This window comes from Cellvibrio sp. ATLC23 (genome assembly GCF_057196725.1).
On record NZ_JBXUOS010000001.1, the window covers coordinates 39,579 to 62,089 of the forward strand.

The 22,511-nt window shown below is 47.7% G+C and carries 20 protein-coding genes; 10 read left to right on the forward strand and 10 right to left on the reverse strand.

The window, feature by feature from the left end; translation table 11 throughout:
• Positions 1-357: 357 nt before the first annotated feature.
• The 3 genes from dapE to AC2CG4_RS00205 all read right to left on the reverse strand — a co-directional run bounded on the left by dapE (position 358) and on the right by AC2CG4_RS00205 (position 2,782).
• A complete protein-coding gene (gene dapE / locus AC2CG4_RS00195) occupies positions 358-1,509 on the reverse strand; it encodes a succinyl-diaminopimelate desuccinylase (protein WP_484484337.1) in 1,152 nt (383 codons plus the stop codon).
• Between the two features lie 144 nt (positions 1,510-1,653).
• Positions 1,654-2,223, reverse strand: a complete 570-nt coding sequence (locus AC2CG4_RS00200) for an Hsp20/alpha crystallin family protein (protein ID WP_484484338.1) — start codon at positions 2,221-2,223, stop codon at positions 1,654-1,656.
• Between the two features lie 88 nt (positions 2,224-2,311).
• Complete coding sequence (locus tag AC2CG4_RS00205; RefSeq protein WP_484484339.1) at positions 2,312-2,782, reverse strand: Hsp20 family protein; 471 nt, start codon at positions 2,780-2,782, stop codon at positions 2,312-2,314.
• 433 nt (positions 2,783-3,215) lie between these two features.
• Here AC2CG4_RS00205 and AC2CG4_RS00210 point away from each other — a divergent pair, with 433 nt between their 5' ends.
• From AC2CG4_RS00210 to AC2CG4_RS00220, 3 genes are read left to right on the forward strand one after another with little or no spacing between them, the layout of a single operon-like run.
• Complete coding sequence (locus AC2CG4_RS00210) at positions 3,216-4,184, forward strand: ABC transporter ATP-binding protein (RefSeq protein ID WP_484484340.1); 969 nt, start codon at positions 3,216-3,218, stop codon at positions 4,182-4,184.
• Entirely contained in the window at positions 4,174-7,065 is a 2,892-nt protein-coding gene (locus AC2CG4_RS00215) for a Gldg family protein (protein WP_484484341.1), read from the forward strand. The genes AC2CG4_RS00210 and AC2CG4_RS00215 overlap by 11 nt, the downstream gene beginning before the upstream one ends.
• Positions 7,066-7,104: 39 nt before the next feature.
• On the forward strand, positions 7,105-8,151 hold the full coding sequence (locus AC2CG4_RS00220) for a DUF4340 domain-containing protein (protein ID WP_484484342.1): 1,047 nt from the start codon (positions 7,105-7,107) through the stop codon (positions 8,149-8,151).
• Positions 8,152-8,230: 79 nt separating this feature from the next.
• On the opposite strand, the gene AC2CG4_RS00225 is transcribed toward AC2CG4_RS00220, so the two are convergent.
• The 7 genes from AC2CG4_RS00225 to map all read right to left on the reverse strand — a co-directional run bounded on the left by AC2CG4_RS00225 (position 8,231) and on the right by map (position 15,930).
• Positions 8,231-8,932: a YebC/PmpR family DNA-binding transcriptional regulator gene (locus AC2CG4_RS00225; RefSeq protein ID WP_484484343.1), complete on the reverse strand. Its 702-nt coding sequence runs from the start codon at positions 8,930-8,932 to the stop codon at positions 8,231-8,233.
• An 87-nt stretch (positions 8,933-9,019) separates the two neighbouring features.
• Complete coding sequence (gene dapD, locus AC2CG4_RS00230; protein WP_484484344.1) at positions 9,020-10,051, reverse strand: 2,3,4,5-tetrahydropyridine-2,6-dicarboxylate N-succinyltransferase; 1,032 nt, start codon at positions 10,049-10,051, stop codon at positions 9,020-9,022.
• Positions 10,052-10,079: 28 nt separating this feature from the next.
• Positions 10,080-10,424: an ArsC family reductase gene (locus AC2CG4_RS00235; protein WP_484484345.1), complete on the reverse strand. Its 345-nt coding sequence runs from the start codon at positions 10,422-10,424 to the stop codon at positions 10,080-10,082.
• 47 nt (positions 10,425-10,471) lie between these two features.
• A complete protein-coding gene (nth, locus tag AC2CG4_RS00240; RefSeq protein ID WP_484484346.1) occupies positions 10,472-11,155 on the reverse strand; it encodes an endonuclease III in 684 nt (227 codons plus the stop codon).
• The gene (gene dapC, locus AC2CG4_RS00245) at positions 11,152-12,351 is read right to left on the reverse strand and encodes a succinyldiaminopimelate transaminase (protein WP_484484347.1); all 1,200 of its coding nucleotides are present in this window, start codon (positions 12,349-12,351) and stop codon (positions 11,152-11,154) included. The genes nth and dapC overlap by 4 nt, the downstream gene beginning before the upstream one ends.
• Before the next feature lie 18 nt (positions 12,352-12,369).
• Entirely contained in the window at positions 12,370-15,060 is a 2,691-nt protein-coding gene (locus tag AC2CG4_RS00250) for a [protein-PII] uridylyltransferase (RefSeq protein WP_484484348.1), read from the reverse strand.
• Between the two features lie 99 nt (positions 15,061-15,159).
• The gene (gene map, locus AC2CG4_RS00255) at positions 15,160-15,930 is read right to left on the reverse strand and encodes a type I methionyl aminopeptidase (RefSeq protein ID WP_484484349.1); all 771 of its coding nucleotides are present in this window, start codon (positions 15,928-15,930) and stop codon (positions 15,160-15,162) included.
• A gap of 407 nt (positions 15,931-16,337) precedes the next feature.
• Here map and rpsB point away from each other — a divergent pair, with 407 nt between their 5' ends.
• The 7 genes from rpsB (at position 16,338) to ispC (ending at position 22,491) form a co-directional block, all read left to right on the forward strand.
• Positions 16,338-17,075, forward strand: a complete 738-nt coding sequence (gene rpsB / locus AC2CG4_RS00260; RefSeq protein ID WP_484484849.1) for a 30S ribosomal protein S2 — start codon at positions 16,338-16,340, stop codon at positions 17,073-17,075.
• 123 nt (positions 17,076-17,198) lie between these two features.
• Entirely contained in the window at positions 17,199-18,068 is an 870-nt protein-coding gene (gene tsf / locus AC2CG4_RS00265) for a translation elongation factor Ts (RefSeq protein WP_484484350.1), read from the forward strand.
• Between the two features lie 204 nt (positions 18,069-18,272).
• Positions 18,273-19,007, forward strand: a complete 735-nt coding sequence (gene pyrH / locus AC2CG4_RS00270) for a UMP kinase (RefSeq protein ID WP_062060579.1) — start codon at positions 18,273-18,275, stop codon at positions 19,005-19,007.
• Positions 19,004-19,561 carry a ribosome recycling factor gene (frr, locus tag AC2CG4_RS00275; protein WP_062060581.1) on the forward strand — a complete coding sequence of 186 codons (558 nt, stop codon included), beginning with the start codon at positions 19,004-19,006 and terminating at the stop codon, positions 19,559-19,561. Before pyrH ends, frr begins: the two co-directional genes overlap by 4 nt.
• 148 nt (positions 19,562-19,709) lie before the next feature.
• Entirely contained in the window at positions 19,710-20,444 is a 735-nt protein-coding gene (gene uppS, locus AC2CG4_RS00280) for a polyprenyl diphosphate synthase (RefSeq protein ID WP_484484351.1), read from the forward strand.
• Positions 20,437-21,291, forward strand: a complete 855-nt coding sequence (locus AC2CG4_RS00285) for a phosphatidate cytidylyltransferase (RefSeq protein ID WP_484484352.1) — start codon at positions 20,437-20,439, stop codon at positions 21,289-21,291. The genes uppS and AC2CG4_RS00285 overlap by 8 nt, the downstream gene beginning before the upstream one ends.
• A complete protein-coding gene (gene ispC, locus AC2CG4_RS00290; RefSeq protein ID WP_484484353.1) occupies positions 21,292-22,491 on the forward strand; it encodes a 1-deoxy-D-xylulose-5-phosphate reductoisomerase in 1,200 nt (399 codons plus the stop codon). It begins immediately after the preceding gene.
• The last annotated feature ends 20 nt before the right edge of the window (positions 22,492-22,511 follow it).

Here is a 22,511-nt window from a genome sequence, read left to right on the forward strand (position 1 = left end):
CCGTGTTCAAAAATTCGACACTTTTCGGCAGTCACACAAGCATGAGCAAGAACTATGACAAGTATGAATTTCTTAATGTTTTCAATGGCTTTAATTATTATTTTGCGATCAATGCCATCATATTGACGCTTCAATCTTATAAATCATTTTCCATAAAAATGATTTAAGCGACGAGCGCAGGTGATGAGGTAAAGTGGTCGTCATGATTAGTTGTTGAATGACATGGTGAATCAGATGCTGAGTGAAATATGGAATAGGTGCTAAATAAAACGTCGAATAAAATTCAGGCGAGCATAGCTCGCCTGAATTGATTACGTAGTGTGCAGTTATTATTTATCGCAGAGTAGTAGCGGGAATTTAGGTCAGTAAATTTTCTAACGTGCGCTGATAAATTTTAGTGAGTGTATTTAAGTCATCTGCACTAATGCATTCATTCACTTTATGAATAGTCGCATTGATGGGGCCGAGCTCCACCACCTGTGCCCCGGTGGGTGCAATAAAACGACCATCGGAAGTGCCGCCGGAAGTGGATAATTCAGCATCCAAACCGGTTTCGGTTTTAATCGCAGCAAGCGCTGCATTTACCAAATCACCGCGCGGTGTTAAAAATGGTTGGCCGCTTAAAATCCATTGTAAATCGTAATTTAGTTGGTGTTTGTTCAAAATCGCTTCAGTGCGCTCACGCAGCTTTTGTTCAGTGAGTTCAGTTGAGAAGCGGAAATTAAATACTACTTCAACTTCGCCGGGAATCACATTGGTTGCGCCGGTGCCGCCGTTGATATTGGAAACTTGAAAGCTGGTCGCTGGAAAAAACTCATTGCCGTTATCCCAGTGCTCTGCGGCCAATTCTGCCAGAGCGGGGGCAAGTTTGTGGATGGGATTGTCGGCCAAGTGTGGATAGGCCACGTGACCTTGAATACCTTTTACTTTTAATATCGCACCGAGTGAACCGCGACGACCGTTTTTAATCACATCACCCACTGTATTAGTGCTTGATGGTTCACCCACGATGCACCAAGTCATTTTGGTGTTGTTGGCTTCTAACCATTCCACCACTTTTACCGTGCCGTTAACAGACGGGCCTTCTTCATCGCTGGTGATTAAAAAGGCGATGCGGCCTTTGTGATTTGGGTGCTGCGCAATAAAATTTTCGCAAGCGACCACCATGCAGGCGAGTGAGCCCTTCATATCGGCCGCACCGCGGCCATGCAACATGCCATCGATAATGGTTGGTTCAAATGGTGGATTATTCCAATTGGTTTCGGGGCCCGTGGGCACCACATCGGTATGACCGGCAAAGGCGAGCAGTGGCCCGTTATCGCCATCGGCTCCTGTGCGAACGGCCCAGAAATTATCCACTTCACCAAAACGCAAACGCGAGGTTTTAAAACCGATTGCCTCAAGGCGTTTAATCATCATTTCCTGACAGCCGTCATCTTCAGGTGTTACTGAGCGGCAGCGGATCAAATCGGTGGCGAGTTGCAAAGTGGGGGTTAACGCAGCAGTCATGGTGTCATCCAACGGTTGGGAATAAATTCGCGGTGAATTTTACGCGATTTTGTAGCCAATTCGTTGATTCCGGCCAATAAAAAGCCCCTGCCACCAATTGGGGAGCACTTGGCGGCAGGGGAGGTGCATTAAAAGGGGGATAAATCAGTTGATGGGGATGCGCTTGGTTTCGCTCGCGGGCAGCGCCTTGCGTGCAACACTAATATCCAGAACACCGTTCTTCATGCTTGCAGTGATACTGCTTTGCTCACAGTCATCCGGCAGTGCTAGCACACGTTGGAAGCTGCCATAACTGCGCTCAACGCGATAGTAATGACGATCCTTGGTTTCCGATTCTTCTTTCTTCTCACCGCGAATCGTGAGCACGCCGTTGTTGAGTTCAAGTGCAATATCTTTTTCGCTCAATCCGGGTGCTTCCAGGCTGATGTGATACGCCTGCTTATCACTCGCGATATTAAGTTTGGCGTGAAACCCAGCGGCATTGAATATATCGTCGTCCGGCCAGTGCGTGTCAAGAGTTGGCAGCGAAAAACCGCGAAACGCATTATCGAATAAACGATCAATTTCGCGATGCAAGTGCAGCATCGGATGCGCAGTGTAGAGTGGAGTTTTTTCATCCGCCTTTGCTGAGCTGCGTTTTACGGGAATGGTCGACGTTTTATTGGCTTCTTCATGAGTAAACCAATTCCAAGGATTAAGTTGTTGCAGGTTCATAAAAGCCTCCTACCGCAAAGAAGATGTCTCATTGCTCAATGCATCAAGTAAACCAGCGGGAGCAAAGTGATTGCTCCCGCCGTATACCTTAAGCGGCTTTGCTGGAATCAGTATTGTGTTGGATCAAGTTTCCGTTGCTGTTAATGGCAATGCTTCTGGGTTTCATCGCCTCGGGGACTTCTTTCACCAAACTGATAGTCAGCAAGCCATTGTTGAGTTGGGCACCGGTCACCTCAACATGATCGGCCAAGCTAAACTTGCGCTCAAAGCTGCGCGTGGCTATGCCCTGATAGAGATACTTGCGCTCTTCTTTGCTGTCCTCGGCTTTTTTGCCGCGTACAGTTAGTACGCCGCGCTCGGTTTGAATATCCAACTCATGCTGCTCGAAGCCTGCGACCGCCAAGGTTATACCGTAGCGATTCTCACCAGTTGCTTCAATATTATAAGGTGGATAGCCAGCCGTGCTTTGGTCAGTGCGCAGAGCTGTATCTAACAATGCACCTAAACGGTCAAAACCTATGGTACTGCGATAGAGGGGAGAGAGATCAATTGCGTTCATAATATATCCTCCATTAGAAGCGATAGAAAATAAAAAACAATCAATAGGTGATGGCTCTTATACGACACCAATCACAAAAATAATCTAGGGTGACCTTGGTAGGATTCAAGCGTTGGCTTAATAATAAATATTTATTCCTCTTAAAATAACAATTATTTTTTTCAATGATTTTTTGTCCTTTCCATGCTTGAACTTTTTATTACAGCCCCTATCTAACCCGGCGTCTTCGTTCACTACGATTGTTTTCTGGGAATGCTCCCGCTACTGAGGAAAAAACAATGTATAACGCGATTACTCAGCTGCGTTTCTGGTTCACCTTTTCCGGGTGTCCGCCCCCGCATTAACTCTGCTTTTTTAATTCATCGCGCTGCCTCCTTGATGCAAGGGGGTGTTGTACCTTTTTGTTTTTATTTTATCCGTCCGGGAGGCTTTTATGCTGAAAGTGTCAAACCTTAAGCGCGCCTATGGTGATTTCATTGCGGCAGATGCCGTGAATTTTTTCATCGCCAAGGGTGAAATTGTCGGCTTGCTTGGCCACAATGGTGCGGGGAAAACCACGGTAATGAAAATGCTCAGTGGTTATCTTGAGCCCAGCGCAGGTCAGGTTATTTTCGAAGGAAAACAACTGGCCTATCACTTAAAAGTGCTACAACAGAAAATTGGTTATTTACCCGAAAGCTTGCCGGTCTATCCGGAATTATCGGTTGCGGAGTATCTGGATTACGCGGCTGAATTAAAAGGTTTGCGCGGTCGTGATAAACAGCAAGAGGTAAAACGTGTTGTCAATGCCACCGATATAGCGGCCAAATTGCTTGCACCGATTGCCACCTTGTCGCGCGGTTATAAGCAGCGTGTTGGTGTGGCGCAAGCGCTATTGGGTAAACCAAGCTTGTTAATTTTAGATGAACCGACTAACGGGTTGGACCCCCAGCAGACCTTGCAAATGCGCGAATTAATTCGCAGCATCGCCAAAGATGCGACAGTTATTTTGTCCACTCACATCATGCAAGAAGTAGAGGCGCTTTGTGATCGTGTATTAATGATGCGTGCAGGGAATTTAGTGCTTGATGAAAAGTTGACGGAGTTGCGTATCAGCCGTTCACTGCTGCTTTCGTCCAGCCTCACTGCTGATAAAGTCAAACAAACACTTGCGACTATTACTGGTGTAAAAACAGTTGATATTCTCACCACTTCATCTGCTGAAACCCATGCACGTATTCACTTGGGTGAGGCGGGAGATGTGAAGGCGATTAGTGCGGCCATTGCAAAGATTCTGCTCGGCAGCGGTGCCGATCTGTATCAACTTCAACCTGAAACACGCGATCTTGAAAGTTTATTTCGCGACCTAAATAACAATCTTTCCCTGCAGAACACCAAGGAGGCATTAGATCATGCAGCCTAAACACACCATTGCGCGCATCGCGAAAAAAGAAATTTCTCTCTTTTTTTCATCGCCAATTGCCTATCTATTTTTAGCTGCGTTTGCTGGCGTAACACTGTTTACTTTTTTCTGGGGCGAGGCATTTTTTGCACGCAATATTGCCGATGTGCGCCCATTGTTTGAGTGGATGCCGCTCCTGCTGATTTTTCTTGCCAGCACCTTGACTATGCGTATGTGGAGCGAAGAGCGTCGCAGTGGCACCTTGGAGTATGTACTTACGCAACCTGTACCCCTGTGGCATTTTGTCGTCGGAAAATTCCTCGGTTGCATTGCGCTGTTGATGGTTGCGCTGTTAATTACCTTGCCGCTACCAATCACTGTCGCCATTTTGGGGGATTTGGATTGGGGGCCGGTGGTTGCGGGCTACATCGCCACCTTGTTACTGGGTGCTGCCTACTTAAGTATTGGATTGTATGTTTCCTCCCGTAGCGACAATCAAATTGTTAGTTTGATCGCAGCAGTGGCGGTGTGCAGTATTTTTTATTTGTTAGGTAGCAAAGCCATTACAGATTTCTTTGGCACTGCCGCGAGTGAATGGTTGCGTTTACTCGGGACCGGCTCGCGTTTTGAATCCATTACCCGGGGTGTTATTGATCTGCGTGACCTTTATTATTATGCGAGTTTGATTGTCATCTTCCTTGCGTTAAATACTTTTGCGCTGGAGCGTGAGCGTTGGGCGGTGACAGGTGATAAACAGCACCATCAAGGCTGGCGTATGCTCACCGGGTTGTTATTAGTGAATGCGCTGGGCGCCAACCTCTGGTTGGGGCAAATTAACAGCCTGCGAGTAGATGCAACCCAAGGCAATCAATATTCAATTTCTACCGCTACCGAGCACTATTTAAAGCAATTGCAAGAGCCCTTGTTAATTCGCGGCTATTTCAGCAGTAAAACCCATCCGCTGTTAGCACCATTGGTACCGCAAATTCGCGACTTGATAAAAGAATATGAAATTGAAAGTCAGGGGCGCGTGCGCGTGGAATTTGTCGACCCTGTTACTGATCCGGAATTGGAACAGGAAGCTAATCAAAAATATGCAATTCAACCTGTGCCATTTCAAGTGACTGATCGCTACCAGGCATCGGTGGTTAATTCGTATTTCAATGTTTTGGTGCAATATGGCGACGAGTATCAGGTGCTTGGTTTCCGGGACTTAATTGAAGTCAAAACTGGAGGAGAGGCTGATCTGGATGTGAAGTTGCGCAACCCTGAGCACGACCTTACTCGCGCGATTAAAAAAGTGCTGCACAGCTATCAAGCGGGAGGCAATTTATTTGATACGGTCAAGGGCGAGTTAGTCTTTAATGCCTATGTGTCTGCTGACCATGTTCTGCCGCAACCGCTACAGGATTTTAAACGCGCAGTTGAAAACGAAACAAAAAAACAGCAGGAAAAGGCCGAAAATCGTTTAGTAGTTAATTTTATCGACCCCGCCGCTAATGGCGGAAAGGTAGGAGAGCAAATAGCACAAGACTATGGTTTTAATCCCATGGCAACCAGCTTGCTAAGTAATGAGCGTTTCTATTTTTACATGACACTTGCGCAGGGCGATCAACTGGTACAAATTCCACTTGATGACATGAGTGCGGGTAGTTTTGAACGCAACTTTGCATCGGCGGTAAAACGTTTTGCCAGCGGCTTTACTAAAACGGTTGCGTTTGTTGCACCGGACGGGTCAATGGCAAACCACTACCATGCGCAAGGTACACAGTTTAGTCAGCTGGAACAATTTCTCAGTGCTGAATTGAAAGTCGTGCGTGAAGATTTGCGCGATGGTTCAGTAAGCGGCGAAGCTGATGTACTCTTCCTAGCCGCACCAAAAGATTTGGATGAGAAACAATTATTCGCTGTGGATCAGTTTCTGATGCAGGGGGGCACTGTTATCGCGGCGACGTCACCTTATGCCGCTTCGTTAAGCCAGCGTAACCTGAGTTTGCAAAAGCAAGATAGTGGCATGAATGCATGGCTGAAACATCATGGTTTCAGTATTGATGAAATATTAGTGATGGACAAACAAAACGTGCCTTTCCCGCTTCCGGTTAACCGCAATATTGGTGGGTTTTCCGTACAGGAAATGCGCATGTTGGACTACCCCTATTTCATAGATATACGCGCAAATGGTTTGAATACGGAAAGTGCAATCACTAATAGTTTGCCGCAAGCGACTATGGCTTGGGCCTCACCGATTGTATTGGATGCAGAGAAACAAAAATCGCGCAATGTAACTGAGTTATTGCGCAGCTCAGATAAATCCTGGGTGAGTAGTGATATGAACATAGTGCCGCAAATAACCAGCGATGGCATCACTCCGTATGTGCCAGTCGGCGAACAAAAATCTCATTTGTTAGGTGTTATTTCACAAGGGAGATTTGAGTCATTTTTTGCGGGCAAAGAATCTCCCCTGCTGCAAAAGAGCGATGCTGAAAAGACTGAAGCGCAAAATGAAACTGAGCAAACCAGTGATGCAGATACCGCGAAAAATATCGGCAGTGTTATACAGCACTCCCCTGACTCTGCGCGCATTATTCTGTTCAGCTCAAATGATTTCTTGAGCGATTCGATAGTGTCTATGGCTGGTATGGCCAGTGGAGGTCAATATCTGAATAGCTTGCAGTTAATGGCCAATACCTTTGATTGGGCGCTCGAAGATGAAGGTTTGATGAGTATTCGGGCGCGTGGCAATTTCAATCGCACCTTGCCTACTCTGGAACAAGGGACTCAGGCATTTTGGGAATACTTGAATTACGGGTTGGCGCTCTCGGCATTGCTCTTGGTGGGGCTGGTGCAACATCGCATCAAGCGTGCACGGGAACAACAATATCGCCAGTGGTTGGCCAGTTAATTAAACTGAACCATTTTTTTCTCTGCATAAGAGGTAATTATGATGAATCAATCAGTCACTATTGATCTTAGTAAAGCGCAGGAGCAGAAGCTCGCTTCTGTGTCGCCACTAAACCTGTGGCAAAAGCGGTTAACTATTTTGTTGATCGTGCAAGTGTTATTGGTGATAGGTTTATTTGCCTACCAAAAAAATTCCCGTGTACAAATTAACGCACAACCTTTGCTGGCGGTGGATATCGCGGATATTGATCGCATGGTTATTCAGGATGCTAGCAATAATGCGACACTGCAAAAAACGGGTGACCAATGGCAGTTGCCCGAGTTGCAACAACTGCCGGTTGATAAACAAAAGTTGGAAGATATTTTACAAAAGTTGGAGGGCACCAAGCTCACTTGGCCGGTCACTACCACGGCTAGCAGTCACGAGCGTTTTGAAGTAAGCGATGGCAAATTTCAACGGCACATTGAGTTATTTCAAGGTGATAACAAAAAAGCCGAGCTGTGGTTAGGCACTAGCCCTGGCTTTAAAAAGATTCATCTGCGCCGCGCGGGTGAAGACCAAGTCTACGCAGTTGAATTGACATCATTTGAGTTTGCGGCTGAAGCAAAAGACTGGCTGCAAAAAGATCTGCTCGCCGTAAAAGATATCAGCACGATAAAAGCAGCTGATTATACGCTGCAAAAAACAGCTGATAGTTGGAGTTTTGTATCCGCTAATCAAGACGAAACTACTGAAAAAGTAGATGCCAATAAAGTCGCTGAATTGGTAAGTGGCTTAAATAATCTACAAATACAGGAGCTGGCAACCCAGGCTCCGCAAGGCGAGACAACCAGTCTTGCAGTGAAGTCTGCAGCAGGCGAATTTCAGTATGATTTTGTCAAAGCAGAGAATGAATATTTTGTAAAACGCAGCGATCGGGATAATTACTTCAAACTGAGTCAGTATGAGTTTGAGCGTGTTGCCGCGCGAACTAAAGCCGATTTGGCGGCTGCGGCTCAAGCTGCGGAATCTGGTGAAACTAATCCTGTGCGGTCCATCGTAGAGGGTGCCACTCAGGGCGTGTTAAATGGCGCGACTGCAGATTAATCGCGCTTAGCCTGAAAATTAAAAAGCCCGGCAGAATACTGTCGGGCTTTTTTTATTTGCGTGAAAGTTAAATGAGTTGTTAACCCGCCAACCCCACATAAACCTCATGCACATCGTCATCGTTATCGATGGCAGCAAGAAATGCTTCGACTTCTTCTAAGGCTTCGCCAGACAAACTTACCGGGTTTTTAGGTTTGTAACCCAATTTAGCAGATACCACTGTGAAACCGTGGTCGGGCAGCGCTTTTTGTACCATATCCAAATCGGTTAAGTCAGTGTAGAAAGTGGCGGTGCCCTCGTCATCTAATTCAAAGTCTTGTGCGCCTGCTTCAATCGCGGCCATTTCAGCATCGGCATCGCTGTTTGCTGCAGTGGCTTCGATAATGCCTAAATGATCAAAATCCCAGGATACTGAACCGGACGTGCCGAGCTGGCCTTTGCGGAACAAACCGCGAATATTGGAGATAGTGCGGTTGACGTTGTCGGTGAGGCACTCAACGATTACGGGAACTTGATGTGGTGCGTAACCCTCGTAGACAACTTTTTCATAGCTAGCGGCGCCGTCGAGTTGGCCAGAGCCTTTTTTAATCGCACGCTCTAAGGTCTCGCGGGTCATGGATGCTTTTTTGGCTTGAACGATTGCGAGGCGTAGGCGCGGGTTCATGTCCGGATCTGCACCGGAGCGGGCGGCGATCATAATTTCTTTGGTGAGTTTGGTAAAAATTTTACCTTTAGCACTGGCGGCTTCTTCTTTGTGTTTTGCTTTCCATTGTGCGCCCATAATTATCGCCTCGTTATTTGCACAAACCCATTGTGCCTGGTTTATCGGTAGGGGCGCGGTTTGTTGCGCCCGGTGTGTGTAATTTAATTAATTCGCATGCAATGCGGTATTTAATTGCAGTGCACTTTTGTTAGTGACAACTTCTACCCGGCCAGTGATTGAATTGCGGCGGAAAACCAAATCAGATACGCCTGCCAGTTCGCGTGCCTTCAAAGTTTTTACTTCATTGCCCGCATCATCCAATACCACCACTTTGGTACCAGCGGTGATGTAGAGACCAGATTCTACTTTACAGCGATCACCTAACGGAATACCGATACCGGCGTTGGCGCCAATCAAGGATTCTTTGCCCACCGAGATGACTATATTGCCACCGCCAGAGAGTGTGCCCATGGTGGAGCTGCCGCCGCCCAAATCGGAACCCGCGCCAACAAATACACCGGCAGAAATACGGCCTTCAATCATCGCCGGGCCTTCGGTGCCTGCATTAAAGTTTACAAAACCTTCGTGCATGATGGTGGTGCCTTCACCCAAGTAAGCGCCCAAACGCACCCGCGCGGTGTGTGCTACACGTACCCCTTTGGGTACAACGTAGTTGGTCATTTTGGGGAATTTATCGACGCAGGATACTTCCAGTTCTTCGCCGTTCAAACGTGCTTGTAATTGACGTGCAGGTAATTCGTTGACATCGATAGCGCCTTGGTTAGTCCAGGCAACATTGGGCAACACACCAAAAATTCCGGCGAGCACGGTGTTGTGTGGTTTAACCAAACGGTGTGATAACAAATGTAATTTCAAATAACCTTCTGGCACCGATGCAGGATTGGTGTCGCTTGCGAGCAGTGTAGCCACTAAAGGACGTTTACTGTTGACCAATGCTTTAGCAATCTCAGCTTGTGCGGTATCGCCCGCGATAGTCAGCGCTTGGGCGATTTCGCCTGCTTGGCTATTGGTTAGGGCAATTACTTGGTTGCCTTCGCTGTAGCCCACAATGTTCGCGATAGCACGTGTGCTGGCTTCTGATGGTTTTAATACGGGATGTGCGTAAAACACCTCCAGCCATTCACCATTTGAATTTTGTGTGCCTATACCTAAACCGAGTGCGTAGAGTTGAGTCATAATTTTTTCCTAACGATAGTTCAAATAATTAATTAAAAATACGAATGTATTCTGCGTCTTTAAATCCGACATGTTTTTGTACACCGGTATCGAGCAGTGGACGTTTGATCAATGTTGGGTTTGCACTAATGATAGCTACCGCAGTGGTTTCATCGAAATTGGTTTTAGTGGCTTCGTCTAACTCTTTCCATGTGGTGCTGCGTTTATTGACTAGTGTGTCCAAACCGATTTCGGCAATCCAGCTTTTAACTTGTGCATCGGTTAAGCCATCTGCACGAAAATCGTGGAATTGATAGTCCACTTTATTTTGCTCAAGCCAGGTGCGGGCTTTTTTGACTGTATCGCAGTTTTTAATGCCGTATAAGGTTGTCATATTTTTCCATCGATATTTTTACCCCCTCCCATCTTTGAAGGGTGGGGTTATGGTTTCAATACAATTTTGGGTTTTTTTCGATTCGGATAACAGGTGCGGCAAATTTCACACACTGTGCCATCGCAACCGCGAGCCGAACAGTATTCGCGACCGTAATAAATAATTTGTAAATGCAATGCGTTCCAACTTTCTTGTGGAAACAGGCGTTTTAAATCTTTTTCGGTTTGCACTACATTTTTACCGTTGGTTAAACCCCAGCGTTGCGCCAAGCGATGAATATGGGTATCCACTGCAAAGGCTGGAATACCAAAGGCCTGACTCATCACCACGCTGGCTGTTTTGTGGCCCACACCGGGCAATCGCTCCAGGGCTTCCCAATCGGCAGGTACTTGCCCGCCGTATTCGTTGACCAACATTTGCGATAACACCGAAATCGCTTTGGATTTTTGTGGCGATAAACCGCAGGGGCGAATAATTTCCTGAATTTTTTCCACCGGCACTTTCGCCATATCAAACGGGTTATCTGCCAACGCAAATAAGGCGGGTGTTACTGTATTAACACGCTCATCCGTACACTGTGCCGAGAGTAATACCGCGATCAGCAATGTGTAGGCATCCTTGTGATTGAGCGGAATTGGCGGAGCGGGGTAGAGGCTTTGCAGCTTGTGCAAAATAAATTCTACCCGCGCCGCTTTAGTTAATCCTTTTTTTTCGCTGCTGCTTTCATTCATAGCGATTGTACAAAAGCCTTGATTCGCTCTGCTGCAGCAATGCATTCGGCCAGTGGTGCTACTAGCGCCAAGCGCACGTAATCTTCACCGGGGTTTATACCATTGGTTTCGCGAGCTAAATAACTGCCGGGCAATACCGTCACTTTTTGCTGGGCAAATAATTGCTGCGCAAATGCTTCACCTTTGATCGGCGTTTTTGGCCAGAGGTAAAAACTCGCGTCAGGTTTTTGCACATCCAGGCAGCCATCAAGTATTTTTAATACAGCATCAAACTTTGCGCGATACGCATCGCGGTTGGCGATAACGTGTTGTTCATCTTGCCACGCGGCCATGCTGGCCAACTGCGTTGGTACTGGCATGGCACAGCCGTGATAAGTGCGGTAGAGCAAAAACTTTGCGAGAATTTTTGCGTCGCCACCGACAAAACCGGAGCGTAACCCGGGCAAGTTGGAGCGCTTGGATAAACTGTGAAATACCACGCAGCGAGCAAAATCATCGCGACCTAATTCTGCGCAGGCTTGCAACAGGCCAACCGGTGGATTCTGTTCATCAAAATACAATTCTGAATAACATTCGTCGGAGGCGATAACAAAATCATATTGATCGGCAAGCGCAATCAATTGTTTTAACTGCGCGCTGCTCATGACGGCGCCTGTGGGGTTGCCCGGTGAACAGATAAACAATAATTGGCAGCGCTCCCACACCGATGCGGGCACGGCGGTAAAATCGGGAATAAAGCTACTATCGGGCGTGCAGTTTAAAAAATAAGGTTCTGCGCCGGATAAAATCGCTGCGCCTTCGTAAATCTGATAGAACGGATTGGGTGATATTATCAATGGATTGGGTTTGCTGCGATCCACAATCGCCTGCGCAAACGCAAAGAGTGCTTCGCGGGTGCCATTCACTGGCAGCACATGTTGGTCGGCAGTAAAACTGCCGGCGTTTAATTGGAAGCGTTTGCTCGCCCAGTTGGCGATAGCTTCGCGCAATTCAGGCAACCCTTTGGTGGTTGGGTAGTTGGATAACTTAGCCAGATTATTTACCAGCGTCTCCAACACGAATGCGGGTGGCTCGTGTTTGGGCTCACCAATTGAAAGCATAATATCGGTGAGTTGCGCAGGCGCAGACACTGCCGCTTTAAGCGCGGCGAGTTTCTCAAAAGGATAGGGGTGTAACAGGTTCAAATCCGGATTCATGATGACGGCTTAATTCGCTTAAAGTTTATCGACGCGTTTATCGAGCTGTTCGCGTATTTCTTGCTGCAGTTTTTCGCAAAGGTCGGGATCGCCGAGCGGTTTCCCCTCGGCATCCACGAGAAAGAAAATATCTTCCACACGCTCGCCCAATGTGGCAATACGAGCATTGAGAAGTTGGATGTCAAATTCCATAAAAATATAGCCAATACACGCCAGCAGGCCGGGGCGATCCGGGCTGATGACTTCCAATACACTGCAATTGCGAATCGTATCGGTGTTGAGCCGGGTGCGGGTAGGTGAGGCGAAGTATTTCAAGCGGCGCGGCGTGCGGCGGCCAATGACTTCACGATAGTTATCATCCGCCAAGCTGAGCTCATCAATCAATGCCTGCTGGATTTTTTTCAACAAGGTTTGGTTGGTGCCCAGTGGCTCGCCGTCTTCATTGAGCACAAAAAATGTGTCTATGGTATAGCCGGAATTTGAGCTGTAAATTTTTGCATCCTGAATGTTCAGGTTGAGGTTGCTCAATACTGTAGCGGCTGCCACAAAAACATTTTTTTGATTTTTAGTGTAAATAAAAATCTGCGTTGCACCGGCCAATTCTTTGCTGCTGGTTTTTTTGATTAATACCAAGGGCTTGTCGTCGGTGCGGGCTGCAATGGCTTGGGTGTGCCAAGCGATGTCGGCGAAGTTTTCACGAAGAAAATAGTCGTCGCCCATATCGCCCCAGAGTGCGAGCACTTGTTCTTTGCTCAAACCTTTGCGCGCCAATTTACGAATGGCGGCCTGTTGCGTTTCCTCAATCAAATCTTGTTTGTCGACGTTATTTTCCAAGCCGCGGCGTAAAGCGCGGCGGGTATCCAAATATAAATTGCGCATCAAGCTGGCGCGCCAGGTGTTCCACAATTCTTTATTGGTGCCGTTAATGTCGGCAACGGTGAGGCAGTACAAATAATCCAAATGCAGCTGATCGCCCACAGTGATGGCAAAGTTATGAATAACTTCGGGATCAGAGATGTCTTGTTTTTGCGAGACTTGCGACATCAATAAGTGCTTTTCAACCAGCCAACAGATCAGGCGTGTTTCCCGCGGTGAAATACCGTGGCGCACACAAAACTCTTCTGCATCGACGGCGCCGAGAGTGGAGTGATCTCCACCGCGGCCTTTGCCTATATCGTGATACAAACCCGCGATGTACAACAGTTCCAATTTTGGCAGGCGATTCATAATTGTCGCTGCCACAGGGAAATCTTCTTTCGCCGATGGCAATAAAAAGTTACACATGTTCTGCACCACTTTTAGTGTGTGTGCATCAACCGTGTAAATATGAAATAAATCGTGCTGCATTTGGCCGGTCACCTGGCCAAACTCTGGTAGATATAAACCGAGGATGCCGTAGCGCGACATGCGTCTTAATTGCTCAACCAAACCGTCTGGGTGTTGCAACAGTTTTATAAAGAGCTGAGTGTTTTTTGGATTGGAGCGGAAGTTGTCGTCGATTAAATGACGGCTCTCGCGAATCCAGCGAATGGTAGAGGCGCGCACACCTTGGATCTGTGGGTTTTGCGCCATCAGCACAAATATTTCCAGCAGCGCTGAGGGGGTTTCTTCAAATACATAAGTGTGCGTTGCTTCGATATAGTTGTCGCGCAACTGAAAGCGCTCGTTGATCGATACCACACTTTTGGTTTTGCCTTTTTGCAAAATCGCTTCAGACAAAAACTGCAGCACTACATCGTTGAGTTCGCGTAATGCGAGCACGGTGCGGTAGTAGCGATGCATAAATTGCTCTACTGCCAGACCTTCCTTGCCATCTTTGTAACCAAAAAATTGGGCGATCTCGCGCTGGTAATCAAACAGTAAGCGCTCTTCCGGGCGCTTGGCGATCATGTGCAATGCATAGCGTACGCGCCATAAATATTCTTCGCCAGAATTGAGCAGCGAGAATTCTTCGTCGGTAAAAAAACCTTTGCCTTCGAGTTGTTTAATTGTGCGCACACCAAAATAGCGTTTCGTCACCCAGTTGATCGTTTGGATATCGCGCAGGCCGCCGGGGGCATTTTTAATATTGGGCTCGAGATTGTATTCGGTATCGTTATATTTTTTGTGACGATCCAATTGCTCTTGATATTTTGCGCGGAAAAACTCTTCAATCGGCCAGATTTTATCGGGATTTGATGCTTGCAATAATTCGTGGCGCAGCGTTTGATCGCCCACCAAAGTGCGCGATTCCATAATGTTAGTCGCGACAGTAATATCGGTTTGGGCAATTTCAATGGTTTGTTTGACGGTACGTACACTACTGCCGATTTCCAAACCTATATCCCACAAAAGGGTGAGAAATTTTTCGATATTATCTTTACAGCTTTCAAATACTTCCGGGCGATGCAAGATTAATAAATCAATATCGGAACCCGGATGCAATTCGCCGCGGCCGTAACCGCCCACTGCTTCAAGGCTAATACTCTCTGGCCAATTAAATTGATGCCAAGCGTAGTGGAGCACACAATCGATAAACAATGCTCGCTCATACACGAGTGTGCGAATATCTTCTCCTTCTATAAAACGGCGATTTGCTTGAGTGCCTGCGGCATTAATCGCGTCTTTAAATACCGTAATGATGGGTTGTTCACTCAGCGCACGGCGAAAGCGGCTTTGATCAAAGAAAAATAATGGCCGCTCAAAATAGGGCACCGCAGATATCGACATGGGTTTGCTGGGTTCCTGAGGAATTGGCTGTGGTACTGATTCGGCGGCTGGGGCGGATTTGTTAAAAACCCGCTTGAAAAAATCAGGCAGGCTCATCGCTTAAAAAACTTCGCCGGTACGAGCGGTTAATACTTCTACGCCGTCTTTGGTTACCACCATTGTGTGTTCCCATTGTGCTGAGAGACGGCCATCTTTGGTTTCTACGGTCCAGCCGTCATTTTTCAATTTGGTTTGCGGTTTACCAGCATTAATCATTGGCTCAATGGTGAACGCCATGCCTTCTTTTAATTCCATGCCGGTGCCAGGGCGACCGTAGTGCAGGATTTGCGGATCTTCATGAAAAACTTTGCCTATGCCGTGACCACAGTACTCGCGCACAACAGAGTAGTAACTACCTTCGGCATGTTGTTGGATGACATGGCCTATATCGCCCAAGCGACAGCCCGGCTTCACTAGTTTGATTGCCTTGTACATGCACTCTTGCGTGACATTCACCAGGCGCTCGGCATGAGGCGCAGGGGTTCCAACAAAATACATAGCGCTGGTGTCGCCGTGGTAACCCTCATAAATCACGGTGACATCGATATTGATAATGTCGCCCGCTTTAAGCACCTTTTTCTCAGAGGGGATGCCGTGGCAGACGACCTGATTAACCGATGTGCAGATAGACTTGGGAAAACCGCGATAGCCAAGGCAAGCGGGAATGGCTTTTTGCTCATTGACTATATGGTCGTGGCAGAGCTTATCCAGCTCCGCGGTGGTGACGCCTGGCTGGACGTACGGGCCAATCATTTCCAGCACTTCAGCGGCCATACGGCCAGCGATGCGCATTTTTGCGATTTCTTCCGGAGTTTTGATAGTAACTGACATGAATTCAGGCAATCTCGGCGGGTGAGTAAAAAGATGCGGTATTCTAAACGATTCCGGACCTGTTTGACCAAGATCAATCCTTTATTGCTCTAATAGCCGAGCCCATATTGCTTGCGAGCCATCCGGATAGCCCGGCGATATTGCCGCAAACGGCGCCTTAAGCTTGGTTAAGGTCGCTCGGGAAAACGTTTTTGGTTTCTCTTGTCTATTTTTTGTGGTATAAAGCGCGCCTCTTTTTTGGGTAAGTCCTAGATTTTCTCCTAATTAGAGAGCTTTATATTTAACTTAATTTATCAACGTCACATATATACCGACACGCAAAACCTGGGTGCCCAATGTTCGCTTTGGCGATCATGATGGTTGGTTAGCGGGGTATATAGAGGCCTAACCCGATATACAGGAAAATCATTATGCAAGTTAGCATGCGCGACATGTTGTCTGCCGGTGTCCACTTTGGTCACCAAACCCGTTACTGGAACCCAAAGATGGGTAAATACATCTTCGGTGCGCGTAACAAGATTCATATTATCAACCTTGAGCACACCGTTCCTGCATTCAACGAAGCTTTGGCTTTGGTGCAGCAAATGGCGTCGCAAAAGAAAAAAATTCTGTTTGTTGGTACCAAGCGCGCTGCGCAAAAGATCATCAAAGAGCAGGCTGAGCGCGCGGGTCAGCCGTTCGTAAGCCATCGTTGGTTGGGCGGCATGCTCACTAACTACAAAACTATCCGTGCTTCTATCCGTCGTTTGGCAGAGCTTACTGCTCAGAGCCAAGATGGTACCTTCACCAAACTGACCAAAAAAGAAGCGTTGATGCGTACTCGCGATATGGAGAAGCTGGAACGTTCAATCGGCGGTATCAAAAACATCGCTGGTCTGCCTGATGCAATGTTTGTTATCGACGTTGATCATGAGCGTATTGCGATTCAAGAAGCTAACAAGCTGGGTATTCCTGTTATCGGTATCGTTGATACCAACAGCAATCCAGAAGGCGTTGACTACGTAATCCCCGGTAATGACGACGCCATCCGTGCGATCAAGTTGTACGTTGCTGCGATTGCTGACGCTTGTATCGAAGGTGGTAAATCTACTTCTGCAGTGCCAAACAAAGATGAGTACGTAGCTGCCGAAGGCGCTGCGGAGTAATCGCACGTAATCAAACGACCATAAAACTTCGGTAACCTGCAGATAGGCTACTTAGGTTGTCGGAAGAGGGGGCTTAGCCCCCTTTTTGCAAACTGAATTCGAACATTTATAGAGGAAATAACCATGACAGCTGTTACTCCTGCATTGGTAAAAGAACTGCGCGACCGTACTGGTCTGGGCATGATGGAATGTAAAAAGGCGCTGGGCGAAGCCAATGGTGATGTAGACCTGGCGATTGAAAATCTGCGTAAAGTATCTGGCTTGAAAGCGGCGAAAAAAGAAGGTCGTACCGCAGCTGATGGCGTTGTTGCAGTTAAGGTTGCTCCAGATAATAGCTACGGTGTAATCGTAGAAGTTAACTCTGAAACTGACTTCGTGGCTCGCGACGCTGGCTTTTTGGGTTTTGTTGATAGCGTATTGGATAAGGCTTTCGCTACCAAGCAAACCGAGGTGGCTGCAGTAATGGCTGGCGAATTGGAAGCTGCGCGTGAAGCCTTGGTACAAAAAATCGGCGAAAAAATCAGCGTTCGTCGCATTAGCTTGGTTGAGGGTGGTGTAGTAGGTGGTTACCTTCACTTGAACAACCGCATTGCGGTATTGGTTCAATTGGAAGGTGGTAACGAAGAAACTGCTAAAGACGTTGCTATGCACGTTGCAGCGGTTAACCCAACCGTGGTCAGCTCCGATCAAATGCCAGCTGAAGTTGTTGAAAAAGAAAAAGAAATCATCCGTGCTCAACCTGATATGGCCGGTAAACCAGCTGAAATCGTTGAGAAGATGATTGGCGGTCGTATCAGCAAGTTCCTGAAAGAATCCAGCTTGGTTGATCAGCCTTTTGTTAAGAATCCAGAGCAAACTATTGCGCAGTACGCTAAAGCAGCGGGCGCAACTGTTAAAAACTTTGTGCGTCTTGAAGTAGGTGAGGGCATCGAAGTTGCTGTTGTAGACTTCGCTGCTGAAGTTGCTGCACAAGTAGCTGCATCAAAAGCCTAATTAGTTTTCGCTAATTTGCTTGATAAAAACCCGCACAGGGTAACTTGTGCGGGTTTTTTGTTGTTGGTGATTTGGCTTGTGTGCTGTGAAAAAGAGACGGAGTGACGCCACCCGATGACGCTTTTTCTGTTACACTGCACCGATTTTTTCGGCCCCCGGTTATGGCGGGCATTAGTGGCTAACTCATTGTTTTGGAGAGCATTTATGTCCACCCCACGGGATAAAAAGTACAAGCGTATTTTGTTGAAACTCAGCGGTGAAGAGCTGATGGGGACCGAGGGTTTCGGGATTGACCCCAAAGTGCTGGACAAGATGGCGCTGGAAATCGGCCAGTTAGTCGGTATAGGTGTGCAAGTTGGTCTGGTGATTGGTGGCGGCAATTTGTTCCGCGGTGCGGCATTAAGTGCAGCGGGCTTGGATCGTGTTACCGGCGATCATATGGGTATGTTAGCGACAGTGATGAATGCCTTGGCGATGCGCGATGCGCTGGAGCGCTCTAATATTTCCTGCCGCGTGATGTCGGCGATCCCCATGAGTGGCGTGGTTGAGCATTACGATCGCCGTCGCGCGGTGCGTTTTTTGAACTCTGGTGAGGTTGTTATTTTCTCTGCCGGTACTGGCAACCCATTTTTTACCACAGACTCTGCTGCCTGTTTACGTGGTATTGAGGTTGATGCGGATATAGTTTTGAAAGCGACTAAGGTTGATGGTGTTTATTCGGCTGACCCGAAAAAAGACCCTACCGCTACTAAATATGATCGTTTGTCATACGACGAAGTGTTGGACAAAAAGCTGGGTGTAATGGATTTGACCGCTATTTGTTTGTGCCGTGAGCACGACATGCCTGTGCGGGTATTTCGTATGAATAAAACCGGCGCACTGTTAAATATCGTTGTGGGTAGCAACGAAGGTACTTTGATTGAAGAGGATAAATCATGATTAATGACATTAAAAAAGATGCTGAAGCACGCATGAAAAAAGCGGTTGAAGTGCTCTCTAACAACTTCAATAAAATTCGCACTGGTCGTGCCCATCCAAGCCTGCTAGATGGTTTGATGGTGAATTACTACGGTACTCCAACACCCTTGGCGCAAGTTGGTAACATCAATATTGAAGATGCGCGCACCCTGTCTATCAGCCCTTGGGAGCGCAACTTGGTTCCTGAGATTGAAAAAGCCATTATGAAATCCGACCTGGGTTTGAATCCATCAACCAACAACGGTTTGATTCGTATTCCACTGCCGATGTTGACCGAAGAAACCCGTAAAAACTTTATCAAACAGGCGCGTGCAGAGGCTGAGAATGGCCGTGTTGCAGTGCGCAACGTGCGTCGCGATGTGTTGGGCGATGTAAAAGCGCTGTTGAAAGATAAAGCGATTGGCGAAGACGATGATCGTCGTGCGCAAGATGAAATTCAAAAAATCACTGACAAATATATTGCGGAAGTGGATAAAGCGCTGGCAGCAAAAGAAGTGGATTTAATGGCTGTTTAGTCCGCATCATTCGATTGGATTTGGCTTGTTTTGGCAAATCCAATCTCGCTAGGTAACACCAGTTACAACACTATTTGACACACCATTACAAAAAGCAAAAACAGGTCATCGATCTCATCGATAAACACCTGCTGCCGGGAGAGTTTGCGTGACTGACAGTAGTCTTCGCCATGTGGCGATCATTATGGATGGCAATAATCGCTGGGCTAAACAGCGCGGTATGGCGGGTGTATCTGGCCATAAAGTGGGTGTTGAGCGCATTCGCGATGTGATGGCCGCCTGTCAGGAAGTGGGCGTAGAGGTGCTTACCGTTTTTGCATTCAGTAGTGAAAATTGGCGTCGCCCGCCGGTAGAGGTGGAAGCACTAATGTCACTGTTTTTGTTGTATCTCAAAAATGAAGCCAAGGCACTCAAGAAAAAAGATGTCGCCCTGCGCGTGATTGGCAATCGCGAGCGTTTTAGTCCTTCTATTCAAAAAGCTATTGCTGCAGCAGAAGAATTGACCTGTGGCGGAAAAACTACCTTGGTTATCGCTGCCGATTACGGCGGCCGTTGGGATATTACTGAAGCGACAAAAAAAATCGCCCAGCAAGTGGCTGCTGGGGAATTGGATCCGGCGTCGATTACAGAAGATTCTCTGCACCAGCATACGTGTCTTGCTGATTTACCTCCGCTGGATTTATTAATTCGTACCGGTGGTGAAGTGCGTATTAGTAATTTCCTGTTATGGCAATGTGCTTACGCTGAGTTGTTTTTCAGTAATAAGCTTTGGCCGGATTTTGATGGCGCTGAGCTGAAAAAAGCTGCAGCTAGTTTTCATGCGCGCCAACGTCGATTTGGCTTGACGGGTGATCAAATCGACGCGGGTGCACTTAATGCTTAAGCAACGTGTTATTACCGCTCTGGTACTTGCCGCTATTTTTCTTGCGGCTCTATTTGGGCTGCCGTCAGGTTACTTTTCGTTTTTTATCGGTGCCGTATTATTAGTTGGTGCGTGGGAATGGGCTAATTTGTCTGGTTTTCCTGCTATTTGGCAGCGACTCGTTTATTCGTTGGTTTTATTGGTTTTGCTAATCGGTACTTCACTTTATCTTGGCTTTGAGGGTGAAGCGAGTCCGCGCCTTAATGCTCTGGCAATCCGCGATGTGTTAATTGTTGGTTGTGGTTGGTGGGCGCTGGCGCTGTTACTGGTTCAGGGGTATCCCAGCAGCAGTGTACTGTGGGGGCACAAAGCTTTGCGGCTGATGATGGGCGTGCTGGTGCTAATCCCAACTTGGGTTGCCTTGGTTTATGTGCGCCAACAGGATAATGGTGCATGGTTGGTGCTCTTATTGATGTTGGTTGTTGCAGTGGCGGATAGTGGTGGTTATTTTGCCGGGCGTCGTTTTGGCAAGCATAAATTAGCGTCTGCGGTTAGCCCGGGTAAAACCTGGGAAGGCTTTGCGGGCGGATTTTTAGCGAACTGTTTATTGGCGGTTCTGCTTAGCCAGCTATTAAATATGAGTCTGTTGTTGATGCTCGTATTGATCGTTCCCACCAGTTTGGTTTCGGTGCTGGGTGATTTATTGGAAAGCATGGTCAAACGTCATGCGGGTGCAAAAGACAGTGGCAGCATCTTGCCGGGGCACGGTGGCATCCTTGATCGTGTCGATGGCATAACTGCAGCTGCGCCGGTGTTTGCGTTGGCACTCTTGGCTAGTGGCGCTTTTACAGCGAGTGCGGGTGTGTAAATGCAGGTTGCTCCTCAGCAAATTACCGTTCTTGGCGCTACCGGTTCAATCGGCGTTAGCACCTTGGATGTTATCGCTCGTCACCCTGATCGCTATCAAGTTTTTGCATTAAGTGCAGATCGTCGCTGGCAGTTATTGGCCACACAGTGTCTGATGCATAAGCCGCGTTATGCCGTATTGAATGATCCTGCCGCTGCGCTTGAATTGGAGCGTGAACTGCGCCATCAGGGCTGTGCGACCGAAGTGTTGCAAGGCGCCGATGCCTTGGCCGCTGTTGCCGCCCATGAGCAAGTTGATATGGTCATGGCGGCTATTGTCGGCGCAGTTGGTTTATTGCCGACGTTGGCTGCCGTGAACGCAGGTAAAAAAGTTCTGCTCGCCAATAAAGAGGCTTTGGTGATGGCGGGTGGTTTGTTTACCCGCGCGGTTGCTGAGCATGGTGCGGTTTTGCTGCCGATCGATAGCGAACACAATGCTATCTTTCAGTGTTTGCCTAATCATCGCGCTGACTACCTTGCCGATGGACTTAAATCGAGTGGTGTCAGAAAGATCCTGTTAACCGCCTCTGGCGGCCCTTTCCGTAATACTCCCATTGTTGATCTCGCCAAGATGACGCCTGAGCAGGCTTGTGCGCATCCCAATTGGAGCATGGGGCAAAAAATTTCGGTTGATTCGGCCACTATGCTGAATAAAGGCTTGGAGTTGATTGAGGCTTGCTGGTTGTTTAATACCCGGCCACAACAAGTGCAAGTGGTGATCCATCCGCAGAGCGTTATTCATTCGATGGTTGAGTATATCGACGGCTCGGTACTGGCGCAGTTGGGCAACCCGGATATGCGCACCCCTATCGCCCATGCATTGGCGTGGCCGGAGCGGATTGAGTCAGGTGTTTCCAGTCTCGATTTTATCGCTACTGCCCGGTTGGATTTCAGCGCTCCGGATTATGAACGCTTTCCCTGCTTGCGCTTAGCGCAGGAGGCGGCAGAGGCATCGGGTACTGCGCCGGCGATTTTAAATGCGGCCAATGAAGTGGCTGTCGCTGCATTTTTGCATCGCCGTATTCGTTTTGATCAAATAGCACAGGTGATTGATCATGTGCTTACCCATTTGTCACCCAGTGAACCACATAGCTTGGAGCAGATCCAAAGTGCTGATGCTGAAGCTCGCGCTATGGCTCAGCAGTTGATTGCTCGCTGGTAATTCTTATTCTGAGGCTGTAT